The organism is Bacillus cereus group sp. N31, from assembly GCF_016483245.1.
Taxonomy (GTDB): domain Bacteria; phylum Bacillota; class Bacilli; order Bacillales; family Bacillaceae_G; genus Bacillus_A; species Bacillus_A toyonensis.
In genome coordinates this window covers 93,580-114,207 of record NZ_JAEHCH010000016.1, presented here as the reverse complement: position 1 = coordinate 114,207, position 20,628 = coordinate 93,580, and the positions used below count along the sequence as shown (strand labels likewise).

The window sequence follows — 20,628 nt, the reverse complement described above, 5'->3', positions numbered from 1 at the left end:
TGCAATATATTATAAAGAATAACTATACAACTTCAAAACAATGAATAACAAGTTATCATATAGTACGAAAAAAAGCTCAGAGTTTTAGCTCTAAGCTTTTTTACTGATTTCATATGCAATATAGCTCCCTTCAAAGAGCTATATTTTTTATCCACTCTGATTTACTCAATACATAATGATTAAATAGTCGATTTTCTATCGTCTGTTGGCTCATATAAATAAATCCGCATTTTTCAATAACTTTATTTGATGGTACATTTTTAATTAAAGCAATTGCGTTGAGGACATTTACATTTGTTTTTTTAAACAAATAGTCAATTAAGCCTTTAGTCGCTTTTGTAGCATAGCCATTATTTTGATATTCACTTGAGATAGCATACATTATCTCTCTGTTTGGTGAAGGGAGTTCTTCTTTAATACCTGTGCAGCACCATCCAATGAATTCATTTGTAGCTTGCTTAAATATTCCTAGCTTTAACATATGATTATCTATGTTATTCGTAGTTTTCACTGCCTCAAGAAATGCTTTATTTGCTGGTATTTCATCATTGATAATCCAATTAACCCTCTGTTCTTTCGTTGATTTCCAGTCTGGCAAAAATTTTTCTATTTCCGGTTGATTCGATATTTTATAAATACTCTCAGCATCTTTCATAGTAAACTCTTGTAGATATATATCTCCACAGTCTATTCTAAATAACTTAGTTGAACTCTCTGCTCCCATGTTAATCCCCCTAAATAATTATAGCGCCTTAATCTGTTTCGTAAGTTCTATAAATCGTTCATCAAGTTCTTTATATTCTTTATCATTAGAAGTTAAAAAGCTTAATTTTCCTAATACTTCTTGTCTCTCTGTTTCTAACGTTAAACGTAACTCTTCAATTTCATCTCTTGTTTTAGGAGGTTCTTCTAGCTGTTTTTGTATCGTATGATTTGAAAACACGAGTTTTGTGTTAGTTGTTTTCTCTAGAAAATATCGATCGTGAGAAACGATAACTAGTGTTCCATTATACTCCGCTAATGTATTTTCAAGCTGTTCACGTGAAGGCAGATCAAGGTGATTTGTCGGTTCATCTAAAATGAGTACGTCTTTTTCATCTAAAATATAAGCCATTAACTTACATTTCACTCGTTCTCCCATGCTCATATGTTCAATCGGCTCTTTCCATTGAGAAGCTTGGAACCCTAAATGTTTCATTAAATTTTGGACTTTCCCTCTTTCTTCAAATGAATCTTTAAAAAATAAATCTTCTGGCGTTTTATCAAGTGGTAAATCAAATACTTCTTGTGTTAAATAACCGATGTTTGCAGATGGTGAAACCCATACTTCTCCTTCCACAGTTTCCGTTCCCATAATCATCTTTAGTAATGTTGTTTTCCCACTACCGTTTGGTCCAACAATCGCAACCTTCTCACCGTGCTGAATTGTAAAATTAACGTTTTCAAATAATATTTTTCCATGAAAGTCTTTTTTTAATTGTTTTACTTCTAAAAAGCGTTTTCCTACTTTTTTACTCGCTTGAATAGAGAACTCAACTGCGTACTCCTCTTTCACACGTTCTACTTTCGTTTTCTCTAGCTCTTTTTCGAGACGTTTTCGTTTTGACTTAACTTGCGCATCCATTCGCTTCGCTTTTACACGATAAAATTCTTTAACACCTTCTTGTTTTGTAGACTGTGCGTGTGCCTTTTGTGACCATGAACTTAATTCTTTTATATGTGTTTCTACTTGTTCAATCTTTTTTTGCTGCTTTTCATATTCACGTTGTTGCTTCAGTCTTTTTTGCTCACGTGCTTTCATATAACTCGTATAATTACCGCTATGCTCAATTAATTTTTTATCCTCAATTGACCATATTTTTGTTGCGACAACATCTAAAAAATATCGATCATGCGATACAACGATAACTGTACCTTTCATATTTTTTATTTGTTTAATGAGAAATTCCGTACTCATCTCATCTAAATGATTTGTCGGTTCGTCTAATATTAAGACATTAGGATTTTTCGCAAATCCTTTTGCTAAGCGAACTTTCAGCTTTTCACCACCACTTAAAGTATGAAAATCGTTCGTTGGCACGCCCCATTTTGCAAGAAGCTCTGCTTCTTTTGCAATCACATCCTTACTAATAAAAGATTCTATTTCTTGTTCAACATATGCTGTTGTCATATTCATTTGCTGCCACTCAACAATTCCTTTTGATGGCTCAATCTTCCCAATTATTAATTGAAGTAACGTTGATTTACCAGCACCATTTTTACCGATTAATCCGATTACATCCCCTTGTTTTACTACTACATTCATTTTTTCTAACAAAGCATTTTCCTTTATATCAACATACACATCATTTAATTTTAAAAGCTCTTTCATATTACCGATCCCTTTCATAAAGGGAGAACAAAAAAATCCTCCCAAAGTAATTTTGGCAGGATTAGTCATTACATTATTTATACCCAAATAAGCTATTACGCAAATCAAATAGCAATACCGTTGAATGGAATTGGGCAGACTAATCCTATTTTTTACAAATTGAAATTTATTTAATTTCAACATTTAAAAATAAGATTAGTTAATCATCGTCCACCCATCATTCCTTTCCGTCGTTAGTAACCATATTGTACCATAATAGTACTGTATGAGTAAATGTAATTATATGTGCTTTTAAAAAGATTGCTTTCTTTAAGGTCTATTTATCAATTCTAAACTTCATATTGAACAAGCATACACCACATTTGTTGTACTACTTGCATTAGATTCCCCTAGTAATAAAATTCTAAACATCCCCCTCTTATATAATTTTTATATAAATTCATCATAAATCATATATTATACATACTAAATTTCAGTTCTTATAATAAAGGTATCATTTTTAAGGGGGATTCTACAATGGAATTTAGCAAACTCGGAAACAGTGGGTTAACAGTAAGTAAGATTGCATACGGGAACTGGATAAACCATGGCGGAAAGGTAAATGTAGATACTGCAAATAATTGTGTGAAAACCGCACTAGATGTCGGAATTACAACGTTTGATACTGCTGATGTTTATTCGGACACGATAGCCGAAGAAATACTAGGCCGGTCTTTAAAAGGCATACGGAGAGAAAGTATAGAACTATGTACAAAAGTATGTCATCCGACCGGACCTGGAAAAAATGATCGTGGATTGTCGCGAAAACATATTATTGAAAATTGTAATGCATCATTAAAACGGTTGCAGACAGACTACATTGATGTCTATTATGCACATAGATTTGATACAACAACTCCCCTTGAAGAAACGATGTTAGCTTTTGCTGATCTTGTAAGACAAGGTAAAGTCCTTTACTTAGGCATAAGTGAGTGGACATCAGAACAAATCACCCGTGGTGCAGCACTTGCACGAGAATTAAGCATTCCACTTATCGCTAGCCAACCTCAATATTCGATGTTGTGGCGAGTTATTGAAACTGATGTAATACCAACATGTCAACGTGAGGGACTTGGTCAAGTTGTTTGGTCTCCCCTTGCACAAGGTATTCTCACAGGAAAATATCAACCTGGTAAACCATTGCCGAATCAATCACGTGCTAACTCTGATGCTGGTAAACCATTTTTCCAAAAACTCGTGCAACGCTGGATGAGCGATGATGTACTCAATGCAATTCAGAAACTTAATCCCATCGCACAAGAAACTAATCTTACCTTACCTCAACTTGCAGTTACTTGGGTATTACAAAATCCAGCTGTTTCCTCTGCAATTATTGGTGCATCAAATCCAGAGCAAATAAGAGAAAACGTAATTGCTTCTAGCGTTAAATTACAACCTGAAATTATGGATCAAATTGATGGTGTACTAAAAGATTTCATTGAGTATGATCCGAGCAAAACAGGTTAAAACACCTTTTTGTTCTACCTATAAAGAAGCTTTCCATTTCAAATCTACACCGACCCTCCTATACAGGTGGGTTATTATCTTTTACATTCACATTGTGAAGTTGTATAAACCTCTCTAACAACTGTTAAAAAGTTCTCTAACACAACGGACTGTTCATCTAGTCTCCATCCAGCATATAAATTTATTTTCGGGGTATTTTCTTGAATTTCTTTATATGTAACCCCCGGTTTTTTATAACTTTCCACTGATGATGGAACGACAGAAATCCCCATTCCTGCTGCAACTAAATTCACAATCGTTTGCATTTGAATCGCTTCTTGAACAATATTTAAACTTACTCCATGTTCCCAAAAGTAACTAATAATTACATCATAAAAGTTTGTACCAAAATGACGTGGAAATAAAATAAATGGTTCATCCACTAATGATTTAATTGGAATGTTACGTAACATAACGAAAGGGTGCTCTTCATGCAAAACCAATTTTAAATATTCTACAGAACAAACTTCGGAAGTTAAAATTTCATTATTCTGCTTGGAACGAATAAATCCAATATGAATTTGTTTTTCATAGAGTGCTTTTATTTGTTGATCTGTTGTCATTTCGCGTAATATGAGCTGAATTTTAGGAAACCGTTCTCGAAATTTTTTAATACATTTATAACGGTTTCTGTAGAATCGACAAACCCAACTATTAAATGTCCTATCTTTCCTTCATCCGCAAGCTGTGTTTCTTTAATCGTTCTATCTACTTGAAGTAGCGTTTGTCGCGCACCTTCTAAAAATATTTTCCCGGCATCGGTAAGCTCAACCATTCTCTTTGTCCGGTAAAAAAGTTGAACCCCTAATTCATCTTCTAATTTACGAATCTCTTGGCTTAAAGGCGGTTGTGCCATCATAAGACGCTCTGCTGCACGACTAAAGTTTAATTCTTCTGCCACTGTTATAAAATATCTCATTTTCCGAATATCTATTGCAATCCCCCCTATTATTAACAACTAGCAAAGAAGCCTTCCTTCTAATAAATCGTAAATAAAAAACAGGAGAAAATATATCAATCCCTTTTCTTTTTTATCATAAATCATTTCATTGTAAATACGAGATGAAAATCATTAAAAATTCTAAATTACAAGTATAACAGTGAATATTATCCTCAAGAGCATCTTATGATAAGTTGAATTATATGTTTTCAGCAATTTTATTACTTGCATATATTATTTCATTTACCATTTTAGTTGAGTAACTAGTTTTTGATATTGTATTCACCTAATTGTAAAAACAAAGAATCATTTATTATTCAATAAAATTTTATTGTTTTTCAATAAAATTTTATTGATTATTTTCCCTTAATAAGCTATTATAAGTTTGCAGAAAATATGAAAGTAAGGATTGAATTTATGGACAAGACATTAAAAATCACAAAATCAAATATGTTTTTAAAGATTTTTCTCATCCCGATTATAGTAGGGATTATTGTTGGTATACTAACTAAATTGGGTCAAGGTATACTTCCAGGAAATTGGAATTCATTAGCTAACCTAGGAAGTGTTTGGTTAGTTCCATCTTTTTTTGTGGCTAGTCTTAGTTATTCTAAGCGTACAGCCATGCTTTCCGGTATACTTGCGCTGCTAGGTATGGTTTTAGGCTATTATGGTTATGCAATAATTATTAAAAATGTAGCTCACTCTGTTTATTTTATATCTGTATGGATTGTATGTGCATGTATAGGAGGAACCATCTTCGGAATTGCAGGTTTTCTATGGAAAGATACTACAAATCCTCTTCATAAATTCGGAAGCGCACTTATAAGTGGAGTTTTTGTAACGGATGGGCTTCACATTCTTTTAAATTTTGAAGACTACAGTCACATGTTACCTGTTGGATATACCGAAGTGATAGTCGGAATTATCTTGATTCTTGTATTGGAACGCTCTAATGCTAATCGAATTTCTTCTTTTTTAGTGGTGATTCCTATCATTATTTTAGGTTTAATTGGATATAAATTATTAAGTTTGTTTGCTTAATTACAATTCATAAAGCTAGCTCTTTCAAAGGGGTAGCTTTTTTCTTACAAAAAATTATCTATCAATTAACTTATTATTAAATCCTTCTAATTTAACAGTCGTATTTATTATCGTTTCATTTACTCGCTATAAAATAAGGCTAAAAAACTTAACTCCAAAGTTCTTTAGCCTAGATCACATTTTTACACATTAAAAAATGTTGTTCGTACAACGGTACCTTTACCAACTTCTGAATGAATTTCTACACGATGCCCTAATTGTTTCGTAATTTCATATACAAGATATAACCCCATTCCAGTTGATTCTTTAAAATCTCTACCATTTTCTCCTGTAAAAAACGGTTTAAATACTCTTGGTAAATCTTGCTTCGGTATCCCGACGCCACTATCGGCTATTTCAAGTACAACAGTATTACCTTCCTTACATGCTTTCACTTTAATCTTTTCTCTACTACCTGATGAGTATTTAATCGCATTCGATATAATTTGTCCTATTAAAAATTGCAACCATTTCGCATCACTTTCTACAGTAATACCTTTATCAATTTCAAGCTCTGGATATACAAAATTCCGGATAAAGAAGCGTTTATGTTCATGCACGGAATCATTTACTACTTTATGTAGTTGGACTCTTTCTACATAAAAATCTTGTGTAAATGCTTCTAAACGCGCGACATATAATGCCATCTCTAATCCCTTTTTCAAGCGATCTGTTTCCTCATTAATACTTTCAAAACGCGAATCCACTTCATCCTGTGTAATTAATTCTATTACAGATAGAGGTGTTTTCATTTGATGAATCCACTGATTCATAAAGGTTAAATGATCATTATTTTTTCTTTCTTGTAATTGCAGCTGATTTTGATAATGACGATATTGTGCATCAAGTAAATCTTGGAGAGCAGTAGATACAACTGCAAAATCAGATTTTTGAACGGATTCATCCAAAGATTGCAATGGATTTGCTAAACGCTCATAAAAAGAACGCTGTGTAAAATAACGAAATATTAAGTAGCTTACCATAAAAAAAGCACCTAAAAACATTGCATATAATGCTGTTGTAATATGATTATGTCCATCAAACCAATATACGAGGAATATGGCTAGTAGTTGGAGCACTGTAAAACAAATAAGTGGTATATGGTCACGTATAAACAGCCTTATCATTTTTCTACACCATTTTCCCAAGTAATATGCAACCTATATCCAACACTACGAATTGTTTCAATCGCATCCTCAATATGTAATGTTTTTAACTTTTTACGCACACGTGTTGTATTTACACTTAATGTATTATCATCAACGTAAGATTCACTATCCCATAACTTATTAAGTAACACTTCTCTACTCACAACACGCGGATAATTTTTCATTAACATTTCTAATAAAATGGCTTCGTTTCTCGTTATATCAATCTCTTGATTCCGCAACTTCAATACAAGCCTTTCGGGATATAAACTAAGTCCTTGTTGCTCAACCATTCGTTCTTCTAGTTTCGGTGCATAATCACCGTAAGCACGTCTTAAATGGCTACGAATTTTTGCCATTACAACTTCATAATGAAAAGGCTTCGGAATAAAATCATCGCCACCATTTTCTAACGCCATAACCTGATCCATCGTACCTTCACGGGCCGAGATAAATAAAATTGGACATGTGGAAACTCCGCGAATTTGACGACACCAATAGTAACCGTCAAAGCTTGGTAAATTAATATCTAATAAAACTAACTCTGGTTGTTCTTCTAAAAATATGTCTAACACATTTTGAAAATCCGATATTACAATTCCTTGGTAACCGTATTTCGCAACATAAGTTGATAATAGCTCCGCAATTTTCATATCATCTTCGACAATCATAATTTTGACCATTCTTAAACTCCTTTTAATTCACAATCTCAAATATACTTATACAAAGTAAATACTACCTCTTTTTATTTCATCCGTAAATTAAAAAAGGATACTTTTAAAAAACAGCATCCTTCTTCTAGTATTCTTATTTAATATTAAATTTACTCCAATTAAAACCTAGCTTTTCCGCATATTCCATTCCTAGTTCCATCCGCGTCGTTTTTAGTGGATCCACAACTTGGCAAACTTTTAAATTACCTGCTGCTGATAATAAAAGAGTTGCATCTGCTTTAGACATTTCTAATTCCTCATGTAAAAATGTCACCATATTATGTACGGCACGATTCGCTGCATCGTCTAACAATTTCTCTGAAGCAATCGTCATTACTTTTTCTTTTTGGATAGCCATTGGTAGTGGCCATTTCTTTCCTTTTATAATCTGAACTGTTACCGTCACCTCACCAGCAACCTCTACTCCACTAACACCAATTTCACCATCACCCATCGCTGCATGTAAATCGCCTAATGCTAATAGAGCACCAGGAACATTTACAGGTAATAACAATGTTGTCCCTTCTTTTATCTCTTTACAGTCCATATTTCCGCCATGGTCATGCGGTGTTCCACAGGAAATACTCTCCTCTTTCGGTGCAGTACCAATCACACCGATCATTGGATTAATCGGAATTTGCAGTTCATTTGAAAACAAAACATGATTATTATGTATTGGGACGATTTTCACTGTATTTTCATTTAGCACTTCACCCATTACACCGAGGTTCGCACCTGTAGTTAAAACACCCTGCTCTGCAATTTTAATCTTTTCAATCGTTACGGCCAATATATCATCCGGTTCTGCACCTGTAATATATACAGGCCCAGTCGCTGGATTAATTCGGTTCCAATCTAATTCTTGGAACACAACATCTTCAGAATCAATTTGGTTTTCAAAGCAATCATATGTTTCAAATACAAGACGGCTCCCAATTTCCACTTCCATACACGGCTTATTTTCTGGTGACATTGCGTAAATAATGTCATCTTTATGAATTCGATACATAATACCTCTCTCCTTTTCTATTTATCTACTATTACTAATTAACTTTTTTTATACAAACTCCTATTAAAATCAAATATTATTTTTATGTAAAAAAGCACGTAGCTTATTTTATAACATACACTCTTTACTATAACAGAAAGGTGGTATCACTATGCCCCTTATTCCATATAACGAAAGCGATGTTGATTTACTAGCTCGTTTAATTCGTGCTGAAGCTGAAGGAGAAGGCCGACAAGGTGAACAGCTTGTTGGCTGCGTTGTTGTGAATCGTGTATTTTGCGATTGCTTAGATTTCAAACAACTCCGTACCGTTCGTGATGCTGTATATCAAAGCCCCGGTGGATTTGAAGCGGTACAATATGGATATTTTTATCAACGCGCTCGTGAGTCAGAAAAAGAAATTGCAAGAAAGGTTTTACAAGGTGAATGGCGCTGGCCAGCACGATGGGCTCTTTGGTATTTCCGTCCAGTTGGAGCTTGCCCACCTGAATGGTATAATCAGCCGTTTGTAGGGCAATTTAAAAGCCATTGTTTTTATGAGCCAAGTGGTGATGAATGTCCAAAACTGTATACACGGTAGTAAAATTTACAACGCAAGCACTTAGATCTTTGAGTACTTGCGTTGCTTTTAGCTATATATTAGAAATCTAATAAAGTGATGATTTTTTTGATGCCTACCACATGTATTAATAACGGTATACGTGGGCCACTTGATTGATTCATAACGAGCCTATATATAATGGTGAATAATAGCTTTTGATTTCCTTTCATTATTTTTTTATTTTCATGATGACAAATCGTATACAGTTGCTCCATTAAATTAGAATATTCTTTATTAGAACGAAGTGTTTTACAAACTTCTTCCACCCAGTTTTTCTGTCTATCTTCTAATGTGTTATAAAACTCCGTATTCTTCTCTTTATTTACCGTAATCAATTTTTCAGATTGAAAATTTCTTATCCAATACTCTGCACGATTACTTATCGCAATCATTTCAGGTAATGCATAACTCCTATCTATTTTCTCTAATATATTTTGTAAAATAGAGGAATCAAAATTTAATAGTGGTAAAGTACTTGCAACTTGATTAAACTTTGGATATTCTTTAAATCGGTTATCAACTCTAGAAAGTTTAATTGCATCAAATAAATCTTCATTTTTTAGTGCTTCATTTTCATAACTATCTTTCAATCGTTCATACTCTGTATAATTTCGGATCACATCTTCATCAAGGCCAATATGAAAAGCTGCGCCTGGCCTATATTTTGCAAACATAAAAAGAATTACTTCTGGTACATACACTTTTAATAAGTCGCTAGGTGTAATGCTATTTCCTGAAGAACTAGACATTTTTTCATGATTACCTTTAAGACCAATGAAATCATAAGCAACGTAATGAGGCGCTTCACGATTGAATATTTCCCTTACAATTTCTTTTGATACATTGTAACTACCTGTTTCCGATGAATGATCTCTTCCGCCTGGTTCAAAAATAACATCCTCTATCATCCATCTCATCGGCCAATCAATTTTCCAATTCAGTTTCATTTTATTTGTATTTACTACCGATAATTCATTTTCATTTCCGCATTCACATGCATACCGTACTGTTTCTAATACTTCATCAAATTGTGTAATCGTTGTTGTATCTTTCCCGCACCTCTCGCAATATAACGTAACTGGATAAAAGTTTTCTCTATCTTCTTCAAAGTGAACTCCTGTTTTAAAACGCATTAAAATATCATATATTTCTTTTCTTTTATGCAAAGCCTCTAATATATTGCCATTATACCTTCCGCTTCTATATTCAGCATGTTGATATATGAATTCCACTTCAATCCCAAATGCTTGAAGCGATTTCTCAAACTCTTTTTCAAAATGCTCTGCATATGAGTTATGACATCCATGCGGATCAGGGATATCACAGTACGGCATACCAATGTATCTTGCAAAAGATGGATCAATATTTTTAGGAACTTTTCTAAACCTGTCATAATCATCCCATGAAAAGATAAAACGAGTCTTTTTCCCTAAATTTTGCAGAGCTCTTACAACAAAATAAGTCGTTACTATTTCACGGAAGTTTCCAATGTGAACAGAACCAGATGGACTAATTCCAGATGCACAAACAAAAGTTTCTTTATTTGGATGTTTTCTAATTAATTCATGTGCTACTTCATACGCCCAATGCATATGTCACTCACCTCAATTATTTTTTGTTTTCACATTTTCAGTTTTATACAACAAAAAAACTCCCACCCCCAAGATTATTCATCTTGAGGACGAGAGTTATTAGCTTCGCGGTACCACCTCAGTTTGTTAATACGTCACCATATTAACCTTTTCAGGTACGGCAAAATATGCTTATACCCTATCTCTATAACGGGAGAACCCGTCGCATCATCCCTAAATAAATTAGTTCCTTGCGCAGCTCCAAGTCTTTTTTCATTAAGATGTATACCGCTCTTTCTCAGCTACCAGAGCTCTCTGTACGTATTCTTTCTTAACTACTCTTCTCTTCCATGCCATTTTAAATGTTGATTTTTACATATGATAATTTATTACACGTTTATTGTCAAATTTTTCTGAACGGTAATACATTACATATAATTATCTAAAAAAATGTTTTATCGCTTCTAATTGAATCTTGTGGCTACATTCATCACAACAATATATCCCTTTCGATTTCTCTTTAAACCGCTTATATTGTTCACTACCTTCATATACTCGGAATATATTTTTACAAGAAAAGCAAACAACCTCATAAAACATCATATGCATTTTCCTCTCTGTGTTTATACACTTTTTTAATATGAGAAGGTCTGTTTTCTACATTGCAAATCTTAAGATTCTCTCGCTAAAAGGTTTACCTCTATTTTTATCGAATTATATAAATATCTTATAATGCGAGGTGAACATCTTGTTTAGTAATATAGAATTAGTTTTAGATGCTAAAGCAACTTTAGCTGAAGGACCATGTTGGAATGAAAAAAAGCAACTTTTATATTGGGTTGATATTATGGAGAAAACATTATGCATCTATAATCCCACTAACAATACAAACCGGGTAATTGCCCTTAATCAGCAAATCGGCTGTGTTGTTCCATATGTAGAGGATGTAGTACTTTTAGCAATGGAAAACGGATTTTACTCTCTTAACCTGAAAACAGAAAAACTGACACATATTTATGATCCTGAACCACATTTAGTAGAAAATCGTTTTAATGATGGGAAATGTGATCCAGCTGGTCGCTTCTGGGCGGGTACTACTGATTTAAATGGAATAAATGCTGCAGGTTCCTTATATTGTTTATATAATAATTTGAGCGTTGAGAAAAAAGTTTCATATGTAAATACATCAAATGGAATCGCTTGGTCACCTGATCATACATACCTTTATTTTATTGATACACCTACTAAAAAAGTAGTTCGTTTTCATTATGATATACGTACTGGAGAAATTAGTAATCCAACTGATGTTATCCTTTTTCCTGAAAATGATGGTTTACCTGATGGGATGACAATCGATGAAGAAGGTAGCTTATGGATTGCACATTGGGGTGGTTCGAAGATTACTAGATGGAATCCTTTGACTGGAGAACAAATATTAAGTGTTCCAATTCCTGCCTTATATGTAACGTCGTGTACATTTGGAGGCCCTAATTCAACTGACTTATATGTTACGACAGCCAGAACAAGAATGACGGATGAAGAATTAAAAAAGTACCCACATGCTGGTGGTATCTTTCGAATTCAAACGAATATAAAAGGCTGTCCTACCTATTCATTTTGCAGTGAACATATTGGAGCTGAAACAATATGAATCGTATCGATTACATAAGACAAGAAGAAAAGAAATATCATGACCTTTGTTATGAACAATATAAACTATTTGAGACTGGATCTTGGCTTTACAAACCAGTTAAAACAGTTATGGACATGATGGACTATTTCGAAAGACAAAACAACTTGCAAGTACTTGACCTCGGATCTGGCGTTGGAAGAAATAGTATTCCAATTGCACAAAAGATAAAAAATTGTAGCGGCACTGTTACTTGTGTCGATTTACTTCATTCTGCTTTAACAAAGTTACAAGTTTATAGCAAAGTACATGGAGTATTTGGAGTAATAAAAACGGAACAAATAGCAATTGAAAACTACGATATTCCTCCTAACACTTATGACTATATCGTTGCAGTATCAAGTTTAGAGCATGTTAAATCAGAAGAAGATTTAACAAACGTGCTCCATTCTATGAAAAAAGGGACAAAAAACGGCGGTATTAATTGTTTAATTATTAACTCTAACATACAAGAAATTGATTTAAAAACGAATGAAGAATTAGAAGCTTTAATTGAAATTAATCTCCCAACCGAAGAAATGATACGTCTATTAAAAAGTATTTATAAAGGATGGAAAGAAGTAAAAGTTGAAATAAAAGAATTAGCTTTTGATATAGTTCGAAATGAAAGACACATTCAATTAAAAACAAATGCTATTACTTTTGTCGTTCAGCAATAATCGTATAAAAAGAGAAGAATATTTCTCTCGGACTCATTTTTATTATACGAAATTTGTATATTTAAATATTTACGAAACAAAACAAAAAAACCATGCTTTGACGTTGTCTATCTAAAGCATGGTTCCTATTCGAGATACTATAAAACTACTCAATTATTAAGAGAATTCATTAACTGGAAGAAATAATCAGGTTCATGAGTCTTATGTAAGTTATACCATGAATGAAGTGTATCCGGCGCAAGTACATCCAATTTTTTCAGTACTTCCATTGCGAACTCCAGAGGGGCTACTCCAGATGCAGTAATGAGATTTTGGTCAGATGCTACAGGTCCCATTTCATACAAATTTTCTCCATTATAATTCGGGCAAACCATTTTCATATAATCTAAACTATTACTTGTATGCTTTCTATCATCTAAGAATTCATAATTTGCAAGCCCTACAGTTGCACCACAAATTGCAGCAACAATTACGCCCATCTTTAAAGCTTCATCAACTTTTTGCAAAATAGGTTTATGTATATTTTCACTCCAAGTATTTCCTCCAGGTAAAATTAATAGATCGTTACTCTCAAACACACATTCATCTAGGGAAATATCTGGCTTTATATTCAAGCCTCCCATTGAAATAACCGTTTCTTTATTTACTCCTACTGTAATTACTTTTAAAGGCGCTAAACCTTTTTTGAAATATCTTCCCGTATTCAGTTCAGCAATTAAATGTCCGTATTCCCAATCTGACATCGTATGAAATACATATAAATAAGCTTTTCTTGTTTGCATTCAATAACACTCCGTTCAAGTACTTTATTCTCTATTACAGCACAACTATTAATTTCAACAAGTGCTACATTAAGTTTAACATTATATTCTATATTTATGGTTTAAAATTCCAAATAGAATACCCATAAAAATCTATTATCACATAAATAAAAGAGCACTCGTTTCCGCAAGTGCTCTTTTCGGGGATTTTGAGATATCCTATTAACGAAAGTTAAGGTTACTTAAAGTTAAGAGGTATTTATAATATATGCTCGTCCTCTTTATTGGTTCATATTCAACATATAGAGATTGTTAGTAATACTTACAATTCTTTATTTATTGTTCTTTCTTACATTTTATCATTAGAAAATTGATTGAAGGCTTATTTTCCATGTTCTTATTTGGTTCGTCAATTTCCGAAACTTGTACTAGTCCATATTCATTAAAATCATGTTTTATAGATTCAGAATCATAGAAGAACATTTTTACACCTTCCATTATCTCAAAATAATCTTGGTCCAACTGTTTCCCTTTTCCGTACATTGGCGCTTTTTTAGAAACCGTTGTAAAAACCATATATCCGCTTGGTTTTAACTGATTATAACAATCTTTAATAAATTTCTCACACTCATGCTTATTCAACAAATGAAGAAGTGCATGACTAAATATCCCATCATAAAGATTGTTATCAAAAGGCATATCATTTACTGAACCGTGATACATACTAATATTTTCTAGTCCGTTTTGCTTTGCTAAATCGATGGCTGTTTTTGAAATTTCAATACCTGTTACATTTATCCTATTATCAATAAAAACCTTTGCATTTCTTCCATATCCAATACCCGGAACTAATATATCCTTAACGTTCTTTTCAAGAAAAAAATCTTTCGTCATAATTGCGGATTCTGTAGGTTCAAATCCCCACATCGTTTGTTTTTCAATAAAACTTGATTCCCAAAATTCCATTATGTATCTATCTCCTTATTTTCAATCCATTTTTAGTATCAAAGTAAAGGCAAATTTTTTGTGTTGTTGGTATATAGTTTTTTCTTCTATTCATACGACTTACCTTAGTCATCGTAGCCCCATTGAATATAGCATAATAATAAGCCTATATCTATTATAAAGATTGGTTAAAAATCTACCCTATTTTATTAATCCTTACGTTTATAGAAAATAAAAAAACAGCCAATATTTTTATTGTAGTATTGGCTGTTTCTCATGAAAAATTATCTTTTTATATTGTATTGATCTAATACTTTTTCTAACATGTCTAAAGTTATTGGTTGTGCTTGTTTTATTAATTGATAACCAATACGCCCATTCGATTCCGCTGTAACTTGCTGTAAATTTTTCACATCATGAATCCCTTTTTCTCTTAATTGCATATAAAGTTGTTGTTCTGACATTTTTGCCCGTATCAAATTTGCTTTTACAATCTTTCCGTTTTCAACAATTACAATGCTACTTCCATTTAGGAATTGCTCCACCTTCCGTGATTTCAATTCAAAGAAATGAATGATAAGTAGTATGCCCGAAAATATGATAGCGGCAAAGATAGATGGAACTACTTTCCTACTTAATACAGGTTCTACAATAATACGTCCAATTGATACAACTATAATTATTTCAGCTCTCGTCATTTGGCTAACAGATGTACTACCTGTCATTTTTAAAACAATAATTCCAGTAAGGGTTAAAATAATACTTTCCCAAATTATATTCATAATAGCCCAATCCTTTAACGGTGAATGTTATTAGCATTCCCATTAAAGGATTATTTTACATACTTATCAAATTTTTAAATCCTTCAGACCATAATGGAAATAAAGGTGTCCATCCATACTCTTTACGTGCCTTATAATTTGAGGCTCCTCTTTCCCAACTATTTTTCCCAGCTTGAGCTTTAGGAGCCGGTGCCCCAATTGCAGCTGCGTATATTGGTAACCATTCTTTACTCGTTGCTGGGGAATCATCTACAATATTTACGATTCCTAGAGGCCAATTAAGAGCTAACATAGCTGCTCTAGCGGCATCTTCGACATGTATAAAAGAACTTATCCCATCTGTTGCAATCATTTCATTATTACGAACTTGATTTGCAATTAAGCCGTTTTCCGCATACCATGTTCCCGGCCCGTATAATACACCGTAGCGAAGAATAATCGACTCTGGTAACTCAGAAACAGCTGATTCTAATTTTAATATGCCATTAACAGTGATTTGCCGAGGCATAGGAGCAGTAATATGTAGTGAATCTTTTTCTGTCGCAAATGTATCCCCTGCTTCATACGCCCATGAAATACTTTGAGCGATTATTTTCTTTACCCCTACATTTTTTGCGGCATCGACAAGGTTACGAGTGCCTTTTGTTCTAATTTTTGCATTATCCTCAAAATTCCATGTAGACAATGACGTTAATTGATGTATAACTACATCGGGAGTTGTTTCTTCCAATACAGAAAATACAGCCTGTCGATTAAACACATCAGCTATTACTGGTATAGCACCAATTTTCTTCATTGCTTCTACTTGTAATTCATTACGAATCATTGCAAATACCGTATGCCCCTCTTTTATTAACATAGGTAATAAAGAACGTCCTATAACACCCGTTGCACCTGCTACAAATATTTTCATATATGTTCCTCCTCATTTAGTAATCATAAATGGGACGAAACAGATGTGAGGTTTGTGACAAATATTTTCTCTATTTTTTCGTTATTCATATGAAACATTTACTTTTGTTTAATTACCCCTGATCTCAATTCTTCAAAACATTGTGTGAGTGAAGTATAATATATTTCATGTGGATGTTTTATCCAAATTTTAAGCTATAACGTTGGCTAGCATCCAGCAGTGATAACATGATAATTGAATTTGATGGATATAGAATACATGAGTATGTTATCGGCCATAACTGTTCTATTAACGAATTAATAACAATGTATTCAAATATAAAAAATGAAGAGATATCTAATGAGGACCTTCTAAGCTTATTTTGTGTACGATATCAATACGAAAAAATTCCAAAATTATTACAAGAAGACGTCATAAGCGATGTTGTCATCGATTTAGATACAGACTATATTTATACACCTAATAGATAACAGTAAGCTAGATTGAATGATTAGAATTTACGATTCTGCTAAGTGTTTAATAAAATAAGTAATTGCCCAAATTAATGTCGCAAATTGAGTGACAAAATACATTGTCCATTCGAAACCACTCAATTTTCTCTCTCGTTTAATCTTTTTTAAATATCTGTAAAATATAAATGTACTTAAAAACATAAGAAGCAAAGATAATTGCTGTAAATCATCGACTATACGTACCGCCATAGACTCCATCGCCCTCCTATTCAAAATAAAAGCTATATTTTAAGGATATCATTTATTGGTATATTTTTCCACACAATGCACTTATGTCATACACAAAAAGAGCACTTAGCTATTGAGTGCTCTAAAAAATTATCAATTTTGATTTAACATACTCACCTTGCATTGGTTTAAAATGATTCTTCTTACTTTTTATACTCCATCTTTATTACTTTTGGTATATGTTCACTATCATATTTTCTCGTATAAATTCCGCCATCTGGAGTAACCACTTGTAACACAATTTCACCACAAACACCATGTGGCATCTCAAATTCACCTTGTGCATTTGAAATACTACGTTCCTCACTTTCAATAGAATCTTCATAAATTTTCACATTAGATATAGGTTCGTTATTTTGATCTATGATAATACCTCTTGAATACTTAGCAACCGCAATGCATTGATCCTCTTTTTTATAATATTTAGTCACAACTATAGCTCCAATTATTATAGCGATACATACAAACAAGAGAATTACTTTGCGTCTCACAACAAACCTCCTAATTCAAATTATTCTTTTCTAAACTGAAAATTCAACTGTCCTGATTGTTTAATTTCCTCAATTACTTTACGAATACCTTCTTCAATCTTATCTTCTTTTACATTCGAAACATTTAACTTTAACAATTTTCCTTTAGGAAAATTCCTCATATAATTCTTATCAATAGTATCGATAATTATTTGAATGTCATCTAATTTTTGTATAAGTGTTGCTGTAACGATATTTTTCTGTATTTCTAAACAAGTGTGTATTCCCGATGTGTTTTGTCTATTATATGTAAATAATGATGGATTTTCATTTTGTACTTTTTCTAATGTTTCTGCTAATTTTATTGATCTATTATAATAGGAAGATTTAATTTTATTTTTATGACGTTCAAACATACCGCTCTTTATATAAATTTCTAAAGCAGCTTGAGATATCATTGGACTATCAATATCTAAAATTTTTTTATATGTATAAAAAGGATCTGCAATGGATGATGGAATAACTGCGACTCCAACTCGTAATCCTGGGAAAATAATCTTTGAATAACTTTTCAAATATATCACATGATTACAATTCTCCAAGCTATATAAAGGATCTGTTTTTGAATCAGTTTCTAAATCTGCTAAATAATCATCTTCCACTATAAATACATTATATTTCTTAGCCAATAATACGATTTTTTCTTTCTCATCTTTAGAATAAGAAGTTCCAAGCGGATGATGATATCTCGGTATCGTATAAAAGAATTTTATTTTTCCCGTTCGAAATATACGCTCCAATTCATTCAAGTCTATACCTTCATTCGTACGTTTAATACCGATTACAGGAACTTTATTTATTTCTAGATATTCAATATATAGATGATATGTTGGCTGTTCAATTAATACAGTTTCATTTTCATTCGGAAATGGTATGGAAGTTAATATAGCAAGCGCCTGCTGAACACCAGATGTTATAAAAATATTTTCTTCCTTTGTAAAGACTTGATAGTTTGCCAGTTGCTTTTGAATAACCGGTATTAAAGATGATAACCCTTTCGGTGTTCCATATACAAACAAATCATTTTTATAAGTATCAATAGCCTTATTAATACAATGTTGAAAATCTAAATACGGGAAAACATCTGGATCTGGTGCTGAAGAAGCGAAATCAATTATCTCGTTATTTTCTATGGTATTCCCTGATTTTTTAACAACGTAGTATCCACTTTGAGGCACGGAATAAATAATATGACGCTTTTCTAGTTCATGAAGTGCACGTATAACTGTTGCCTTATTACATTCATATTGCGTAACGAGTGACCTTATAGACGGTAATTTTTTTCCTTCTTTTACCTCTCCATTTTGAATCATATTTTCTATGTCATTTAAAACATGTAAATACTTATACATTTTACACCCCCTTCAGCAATTCTATATTTAATTACACAGATTTCTCATTCATATAGCATTAATTCCTCAATTAGTTAATTTTTCGATTGTCTATATCGTAAATCCCAATAGCATATGAATCATTTTCAATCCATTTCTTTACTTCTTCTGTATTAAGTACACCTTCAACTTCTTTTTTTATTTTCTGTCCAAGTTCTCTTGCCTCTACTTCATCATCGCTAATCTTAGTTTTTATATCAATGGTAACAGGTTGATTCTGTTTATAATTTATTTGCTGAATCCATACGTAAGTATGTTGTGCCTCTTAAAGATAAAATATTGCTAGAGAAAAAAGAGAAACTGCAAGTGAATACGCTTCATCTATGGGATGTATCAGCTGTAACTCCAGATCAAAAAGTACTTAAACCAATTGCAAATGAAAATGATTTAATTGAAAAAAGCACTCATACCTTCAATAAACTTGATGTTGAATTTTCAGCACTTTTAAACCGAATGCATAAACACGATTGTCTTGATTTAATAAGCCGCAAAGGAAAAGCAGCTGGTGGTTTTTGTGAGTACTTACCAGCTTCACAATTATCTTTTATTTTTATGAACTTAAACTATACACAAGATGATATTATCACTTTCATACATGAAATGGGTCATAGCATTCATAACGAACTCATAAAACCATTAGAATTACGACAGTATATAGAAATTCCCGCTGAAACAGCTGAACTAGCTAGTATGACAATGGAATTATTCTCACTTAATTATTGGGATACCTTCTATACAGACAAAAAAGATTTAAAACAAGCAAAAATTAACTTCTTTAAAGATGTTATTTCATATTTACCTGTTATGCTTATCGTAGATCAGTTTCAACACTGGCTTTATGAAAATCCAAATCATACTTCTGAAGAAAGAAATGAGCAATACTTACAACTTCAAAAAACATATGGATCTAGTGTCATACAAATTGATGGTTACGAAAACTGGATAGCGACGAGCTGGTTACCAGTACTTCATATTTTTGAAGTTCCATTCTATTACATCGAATATGCAATCGCACAACTAGGTGCATTACAAATGTATAAACAATATAAAGAAGATCCTAAACAGGCACTAGAAAATTATAAAAAGGCATTATCACTAGGAAGCTCAAAATCTATAAAAGAAGTGTATGAAGTAGCCGGGATTCGTTTTGATTTTTCTGGTGAAACCATCAAAGAACTAATGCTATTTGTAGAAAAAGAATTAGAATTAATTGAACAAATATAAGAAGAAAGCTGC

General features: G+C 32.6%; 20 protein-coding genes, 3 pseudogenes and 1 other annotated feature. Of the genes and pseudogenes, 7 read left to right on the top strand and 16 right to left on the bottom strand.

Annotated features, from left to right (window positions below):
• Window positions 1-130: 130 nt before the first annotated feature.
• Both JDS81_RS19360 and abc-f read right to left on the bottom strand, forming a co-directional pair.
• Window positions 131-724: a GNAT family N-acetyltransferase gene (locus JDS81_RS19360; protein ID WP_000500622.1), complete on the bottom strand. Its 594-nt coding sequence runs from the start codon at window positions 722-724 to the stop codon at window positions 131-133.
• 18 nt (window positions 725-742) lie between these two features.
• Complete coding sequence (gene abc-f / locus JDS81_RS19355) at window positions 743-2,371, bottom strand: ribosomal protection-like ABC-F family protein (protein ID WP_097952859.1); 1,629 nt, start codon at window positions 2,369-2,371, stop codon at window positions 743-745.
• 516 nt (window positions 2,372-2,887) lie between these two features.
• On the opposite strand from abc-f, the gene JDS81_RS19350 reads away from it, so the two are divergent.
• Window positions 2,888-3,877 carry an aldo/keto reductase family protein gene (locus JDS81_RS19350; RefSeq protein ID WP_097952736.1) on the top strand — a complete coding sequence of 330 codons (990 nt, stop codon included), beginning with the start codon at window positions 2,888-2,890 and terminating at the stop codon, window positions 3,875-3,877.
• A gap of 74 nt (window positions 3,878-3,951) precedes the next feature.
• On the opposite strand, the pseudogene JDS81_RS19345 reads toward JDS81_RS19350, so the two are convergent.
• Window positions 3,952-4,850 (bottom strand): annotated as a pseudogene (locus JDS81_RS19345) (LysR substrate-binding domain-containing protein).
• A 423-nt stretch (window positions 4,851-5,273) separates the two neighbouring features.
• Here JDS81_RS19345 and JDS81_RS19340 point away from each other — a divergent pair.
• A complete protein-coding gene (locus tag JDS81_RS19340; RefSeq protein WP_097952738.1) occupies window positions 5,274-5,900 on the top strand; it encodes a DUF6518 family protein in 627 nt (208 codons plus the stop codon).
• A gap of 182 nt (window positions 5,901-6,082) precedes the next feature.
• Here the strand turns inward: JDS81_RS19340 and JDS81_RS19335 are convergent, their stop codons facing one another.
• The 3 genes from JDS81_RS19335 to JDS81_RS19325 all read right to left on the bottom strand — a co-directional run bounded on the left by JDS81_RS19335 (window position 6,083) and on the right by JDS81_RS19325 (window position 8,809).
• Window positions 6,083-7,066 (bottom strand): sensor histidine kinase, encoded by a 984-nt coding sequence (locus tag JDS81_RS19335; protein ID WP_097952740.1) that lies wholly within the window; start codon window positions 7,064-7,066, stop codon window positions 6,083-6,085.
• Window positions 7,063-7,770 carry a response regulator transcription factor gene (locus tag JDS81_RS19330; protein ID WP_000239006.1) on the bottom strand — a complete coding sequence of 236 codons (708 nt, stop codon included), beginning with the start codon at window positions 7,768-7,770 and terminating at the stop codon, window positions 7,063-7,065. Before JDS81_RS19330 ends, JDS81_RS19335 begins: the two co-directional genes overlap by 4 nt.
• A 124-nt stretch (window positions 7,771-7,894) precedes the next feature.
• On the bottom strand, window positions 7,895-8,809 hold the full coding sequence (locus tag JDS81_RS19325; protein ID WP_097952742.1) for an acetamidase/formamidase family protein: 915 nt from the start codon (window positions 8,807-8,809) through the stop codon (window positions 7,895-7,897).
• A 151-nt stretch (window positions 8,810-8,960) separates the two neighbouring features.
• On the opposite strand from JDS81_RS19325, the gene JDS81_RS19320 reads away from it, so the two are divergent.
• Entirely contained in the window at window positions 8,961-9,389 is a 429-nt protein-coding gene (locus JDS81_RS19320) for a cell wall hydrolase (RefSeq protein ID WP_001128414.1), read from the top strand.
• A gap of 59 nt (window positions 9,390-9,448) precedes the next feature.
• Here the strand turns inward: JDS81_RS19320 and lysS are convergent, their stop codons facing one another.
• Window positions 9,449-11,002: a lysine--tRNA ligase gene (lysS, locus tag JDS81_RS19315; RefSeq protein ID WP_097952744.1), complete on the bottom strand. Its 1,554-nt coding sequence runs from the start codon at window positions 11,000-11,002 to the stop codon at window positions 9,449-9,451.
• Between the two features lie 82 nt (window positions 11,003-11,084).
• Window positions 11,085-11,341: a binding site (T-box leader), on the bottom strand.
• A 78-nt stretch (window positions 11,342-11,419) separates the two neighbouring features.
• Window positions 11,420-11,590: a DUF2197 domain-containing protein gene (locus JDS81_RS19310; protein WP_044810524.1), complete on the bottom strand. Its 171-nt coding sequence runs from the start codon at window positions 11,588-11,590 to the stop codon at window positions 11,420-11,422.
• A gap of 139 nt (window positions 11,591-11,729) precedes the next feature.
• On the opposite strand from JDS81_RS19310, the gene JDS81_RS19305 reads away from it, so the two are divergent.
• Window positions 11,730-12,632, top strand: a complete 903-nt coding sequence (locus tag JDS81_RS19305; protein WP_142311485.1) for an SMP-30/gluconolactonase/LRE family protein — start codon at window positions 11,730-11,732, stop codon at window positions 12,630-12,632.
• Window positions 12,629-13,330 (top strand): class I SAM-dependent methyltransferase, encoded by a 702-nt coding sequence (locus JDS81_RS19300; protein ID WP_001079473.1) that lies wholly within the window; start codon window positions 12,629-12,631, stop codon window positions 13,328-13,330. Before JDS81_RS19305 ends, JDS81_RS19300 begins: the two co-directional genes overlap by 4 nt.
• 149 nt (window positions 13,331-13,479) lie before the next feature.
• On the opposite strand, the gene JDS81_RS19295 is transcribed toward JDS81_RS19300, so the two are convergent.
• The 4 genes from JDS81_RS19295 to JDS81_RS19280 form a co-directional block, all read right to left on the bottom strand.
• Window positions 13,480-14,112 carry a type 1 glutamine amidotransferase family protein gene (locus tag JDS81_RS19295; RefSeq protein WP_001194788.1) on the bottom strand — a complete coding sequence of 211 codons (633 nt, stop codon included), beginning with the start codon at window positions 14,110-14,112 and terminating at the stop codon, window positions 13,480-13,482.
• Window positions 14,113-14,427: 315 nt separating this feature from the next.
• Window positions 14,428-15,057, bottom strand: coding sequence for a class I SAM-dependent methyltransferase (locus JDS81_RS19290; RefSeq protein WP_097952748.1), 630 nt, complete (start codon window positions 15,055-15,057; stop codon window positions 14,428-14,430).
• 263 nt (window positions 15,058-15,320) lie between these two features.
• Window positions 15,321-15,818 (bottom strand): DUF421 domain-containing protein, encoded by a 498-nt coding sequence (locus JDS81_RS19285; RefSeq protein WP_097952750.1) that lies wholly within the window; start codon window positions 15,816-15,818, stop codon window positions 15,321-15,323.
• Between the two features lie 55 nt (window positions 15,819-15,873).
• Window positions 15,874-16,731 carry an NAD-dependent epimerase/dehydratase family protein gene (locus JDS81_RS19280; protein ID WP_097952752.1) on the bottom strand — a complete coding sequence of 286 codons (858 nt, stop codon included), beginning with the start codon at window positions 16,729-16,731 and terminating at the stop codon, window positions 15,874-15,876.
• Window positions 16,732-16,958: 227 nt separating this feature from the next.
• Here JDS81_RS19280 and JDS81_RS19275 point away from each other — a divergent pair, with 227 nt between their 5' ends.
• On the top strand, window positions 16,959-17,201 hold the full coding sequence (locus tag JDS81_RS19275; RefSeq protein ID WP_097952754.1) for a hypothetical protein: 243 nt from the start codon (window positions 16,959-16,961) through the stop codon (window positions 17,199-17,201).
• A 27-nt stretch (window positions 17,202-17,228) separates the two neighbouring features.
• Here JDS81_RS19275 and JDS81_RS19270 read toward each other — a convergent pair whose 3' ends face one another.
• The 4 genes and pseudogenes from JDS81_RS19270 to JDS81_RS19255 all read right to left on the bottom strand — a co-directional run.
• Window positions 17,229-17,432, bottom strand: coding sequence for a hypothetical protein (locus JDS81_RS19270; RefSeq protein WP_000290883.1), 204 nt, complete (start codon window positions 17,430-17,432; stop codon window positions 17,229-17,231).
• A gap of 182 nt (window positions 17,433-17,614) precedes the next feature.
• Complete coding sequence (locus JDS81_RS19265) at window positions 17,615-17,962, bottom strand: serine/threonine protein kinase (RefSeq protein ID WP_097952757.1); 348 nt, start codon at window positions 17,960-17,962, stop codon at window positions 17,615-17,617.
• 20 nt (window positions 17,963-17,982) lie between these two features.
• Window positions 17,983-19,353 carry an aminotransferase-like domain-containing protein gene (locus tag JDS81_RS19260; RefSeq protein WP_097952759.1) on the bottom strand — a complete coding sequence of 457 codons (1,371 nt, stop codon included), beginning with the start codon at window positions 19,351-19,353 and terminating at the stop codon, window positions 17,983-17,985.
• 70 nt (window positions 19,354-19,423) lie between these two features.
• Window positions 19,424-19,633 (bottom strand): annotated as a pseudogene (locus JDS81_RS19255) (DUF4030 domain-containing protein); the annotation flags it as partial.
• Here JDS81_RS19255 and JDS81_RS19250 point away from each other — a divergent pair.
• Window positions 19,627-20,616, top strand: a pseudogene (locus JDS81_RS19250) (M3 family oligoendopeptidase); the annotation flags it as partial. The pseudogenes JDS81_RS19255 and JDS81_RS19250 overlap by 7 nt on opposite strands.
• Between the last annotated feature and the right edge of the window lie 12 nt (window positions 20,617-20,628).

Bases quoted from the DNA above. Each gene is read 5' to 3' on its own strand.
- JDS81_RS19360 (WP_000500622.1), bottom strand. From the start codon at position 724: ATGGGAGCAGAGAGTTCAACTAAGTTATTTAGAATAGACTGTGGAGAT.
- abc-f (WP_097952859.1), bottom strand. From the start codon at position 2,371: ATGAAAGAGCTTTTAAAATTAAATGATGTGTATGTTGATATAAAGGAA.
- JDS81_RS19350 (WP_097952736.1), top strand. From the start codon at position 2,888: ATGGAATTTAGCAAACTCGGAAACAGTGGGTTAACAGTAAGTAAGATT.
- JDS81_RS19340 (WP_097952738.1), top strand. From the start codon at position 5,274: ATGGACAAGACATTAAAAATCACAAAATCAAATATGTTTTTAAAGATT.
- JDS81_RS19335 (WP_097952740.1), bottom strand. From the start codon at position 7,066: ATGATAAGGCTGTTTATACGTGACCATATACCACTTATTTGTTTTACA.
- JDS81_RS19330 (WP_000239006.1), bottom strand. From the start codon at position 7,770: ATGGTCAAAATTATGATTGTCGAAGATGATATGAAAATTGCGGAGCTA.
- JDS81_RS19325 (WP_097952742.1), bottom strand. From the start codon at position 8,809: ATGTATCGAATTCATAAAGATGACATTATTTACGCAATGTCACCAGAA.
- JDS81_RS19320 (WP_001128414.1), top strand. From the start codon at position 8,961: ATGCCCCTTATTCCATATAACGAAAGCGATGTTGATTTACTAGCTCGT.
- lysS (WP_097952744.1), bottom strand. From the start codon at position 11,002: ATGCATTGGGCGTATGAAGTAGCACATGAATTAATTAGAAAACATCCA.
- JDS81_RS19310 (WP_044810524.1), bottom strand. From the start codon at position 11,590: ATGCATATGATGTTTTATGAGGTTGTTTGCTTTTCTTGTAAAAATATA.
- JDS81_RS19300 (WP_001079473.1), top strand. From the start codon at position 12,629: ATGAATCGTATCGATTACATAAGACAAGAAGAAAAGAAATATCATGAC.
- JDS81_RS19295 (WP_001194788.1), bottom strand. From the start codon at position 14,112: ATGCAAACAAGAAAAGCTTATTTATATGTATTTCATACGATGTCAGAT.
- JDS81_RS19290 (WP_097952748.1), bottom strand. From the start codon at position 15,057: ATGGAATTTTGGGAATCAAGTTTTATTGAAAAACAAACGATGTGGGGA.
- JDS81_RS19285 (WP_097952750.1), bottom strand. From the start codon at position 15,818: ATGAATATAATTTGGGAAAGTATTATTTTAACCCTTACTGGAATTATT.
- JDS81_RS19280 (WP_097952752.1), bottom strand. From the start codon at position 16,731: ATGAAAATATTTGTAGCAGGTGCAACGGGTGTTATAGGACGTTCTTTA.
- JDS81_RS19275 (WP_097952754.1), top strand. From the start codon at position 16,959: ATGATAATTGAATTTGATGGATATAGAATACATGAGTATGTTATCGGC.
- JDS81_RS19270 (WP_000290883.1), bottom strand. From the start codon at position 17,432: ATGGCGGTACGTATAGTCGATGATTTACAGCAATTATCTTTGCTTCTT.
- JDS81_RS19260 (WP_097952759.1), bottom strand. From the start codon at position 19,353: ATGTATAAGTATTTACATGTTTTAAATGACATAGAAAATATGATTCAA.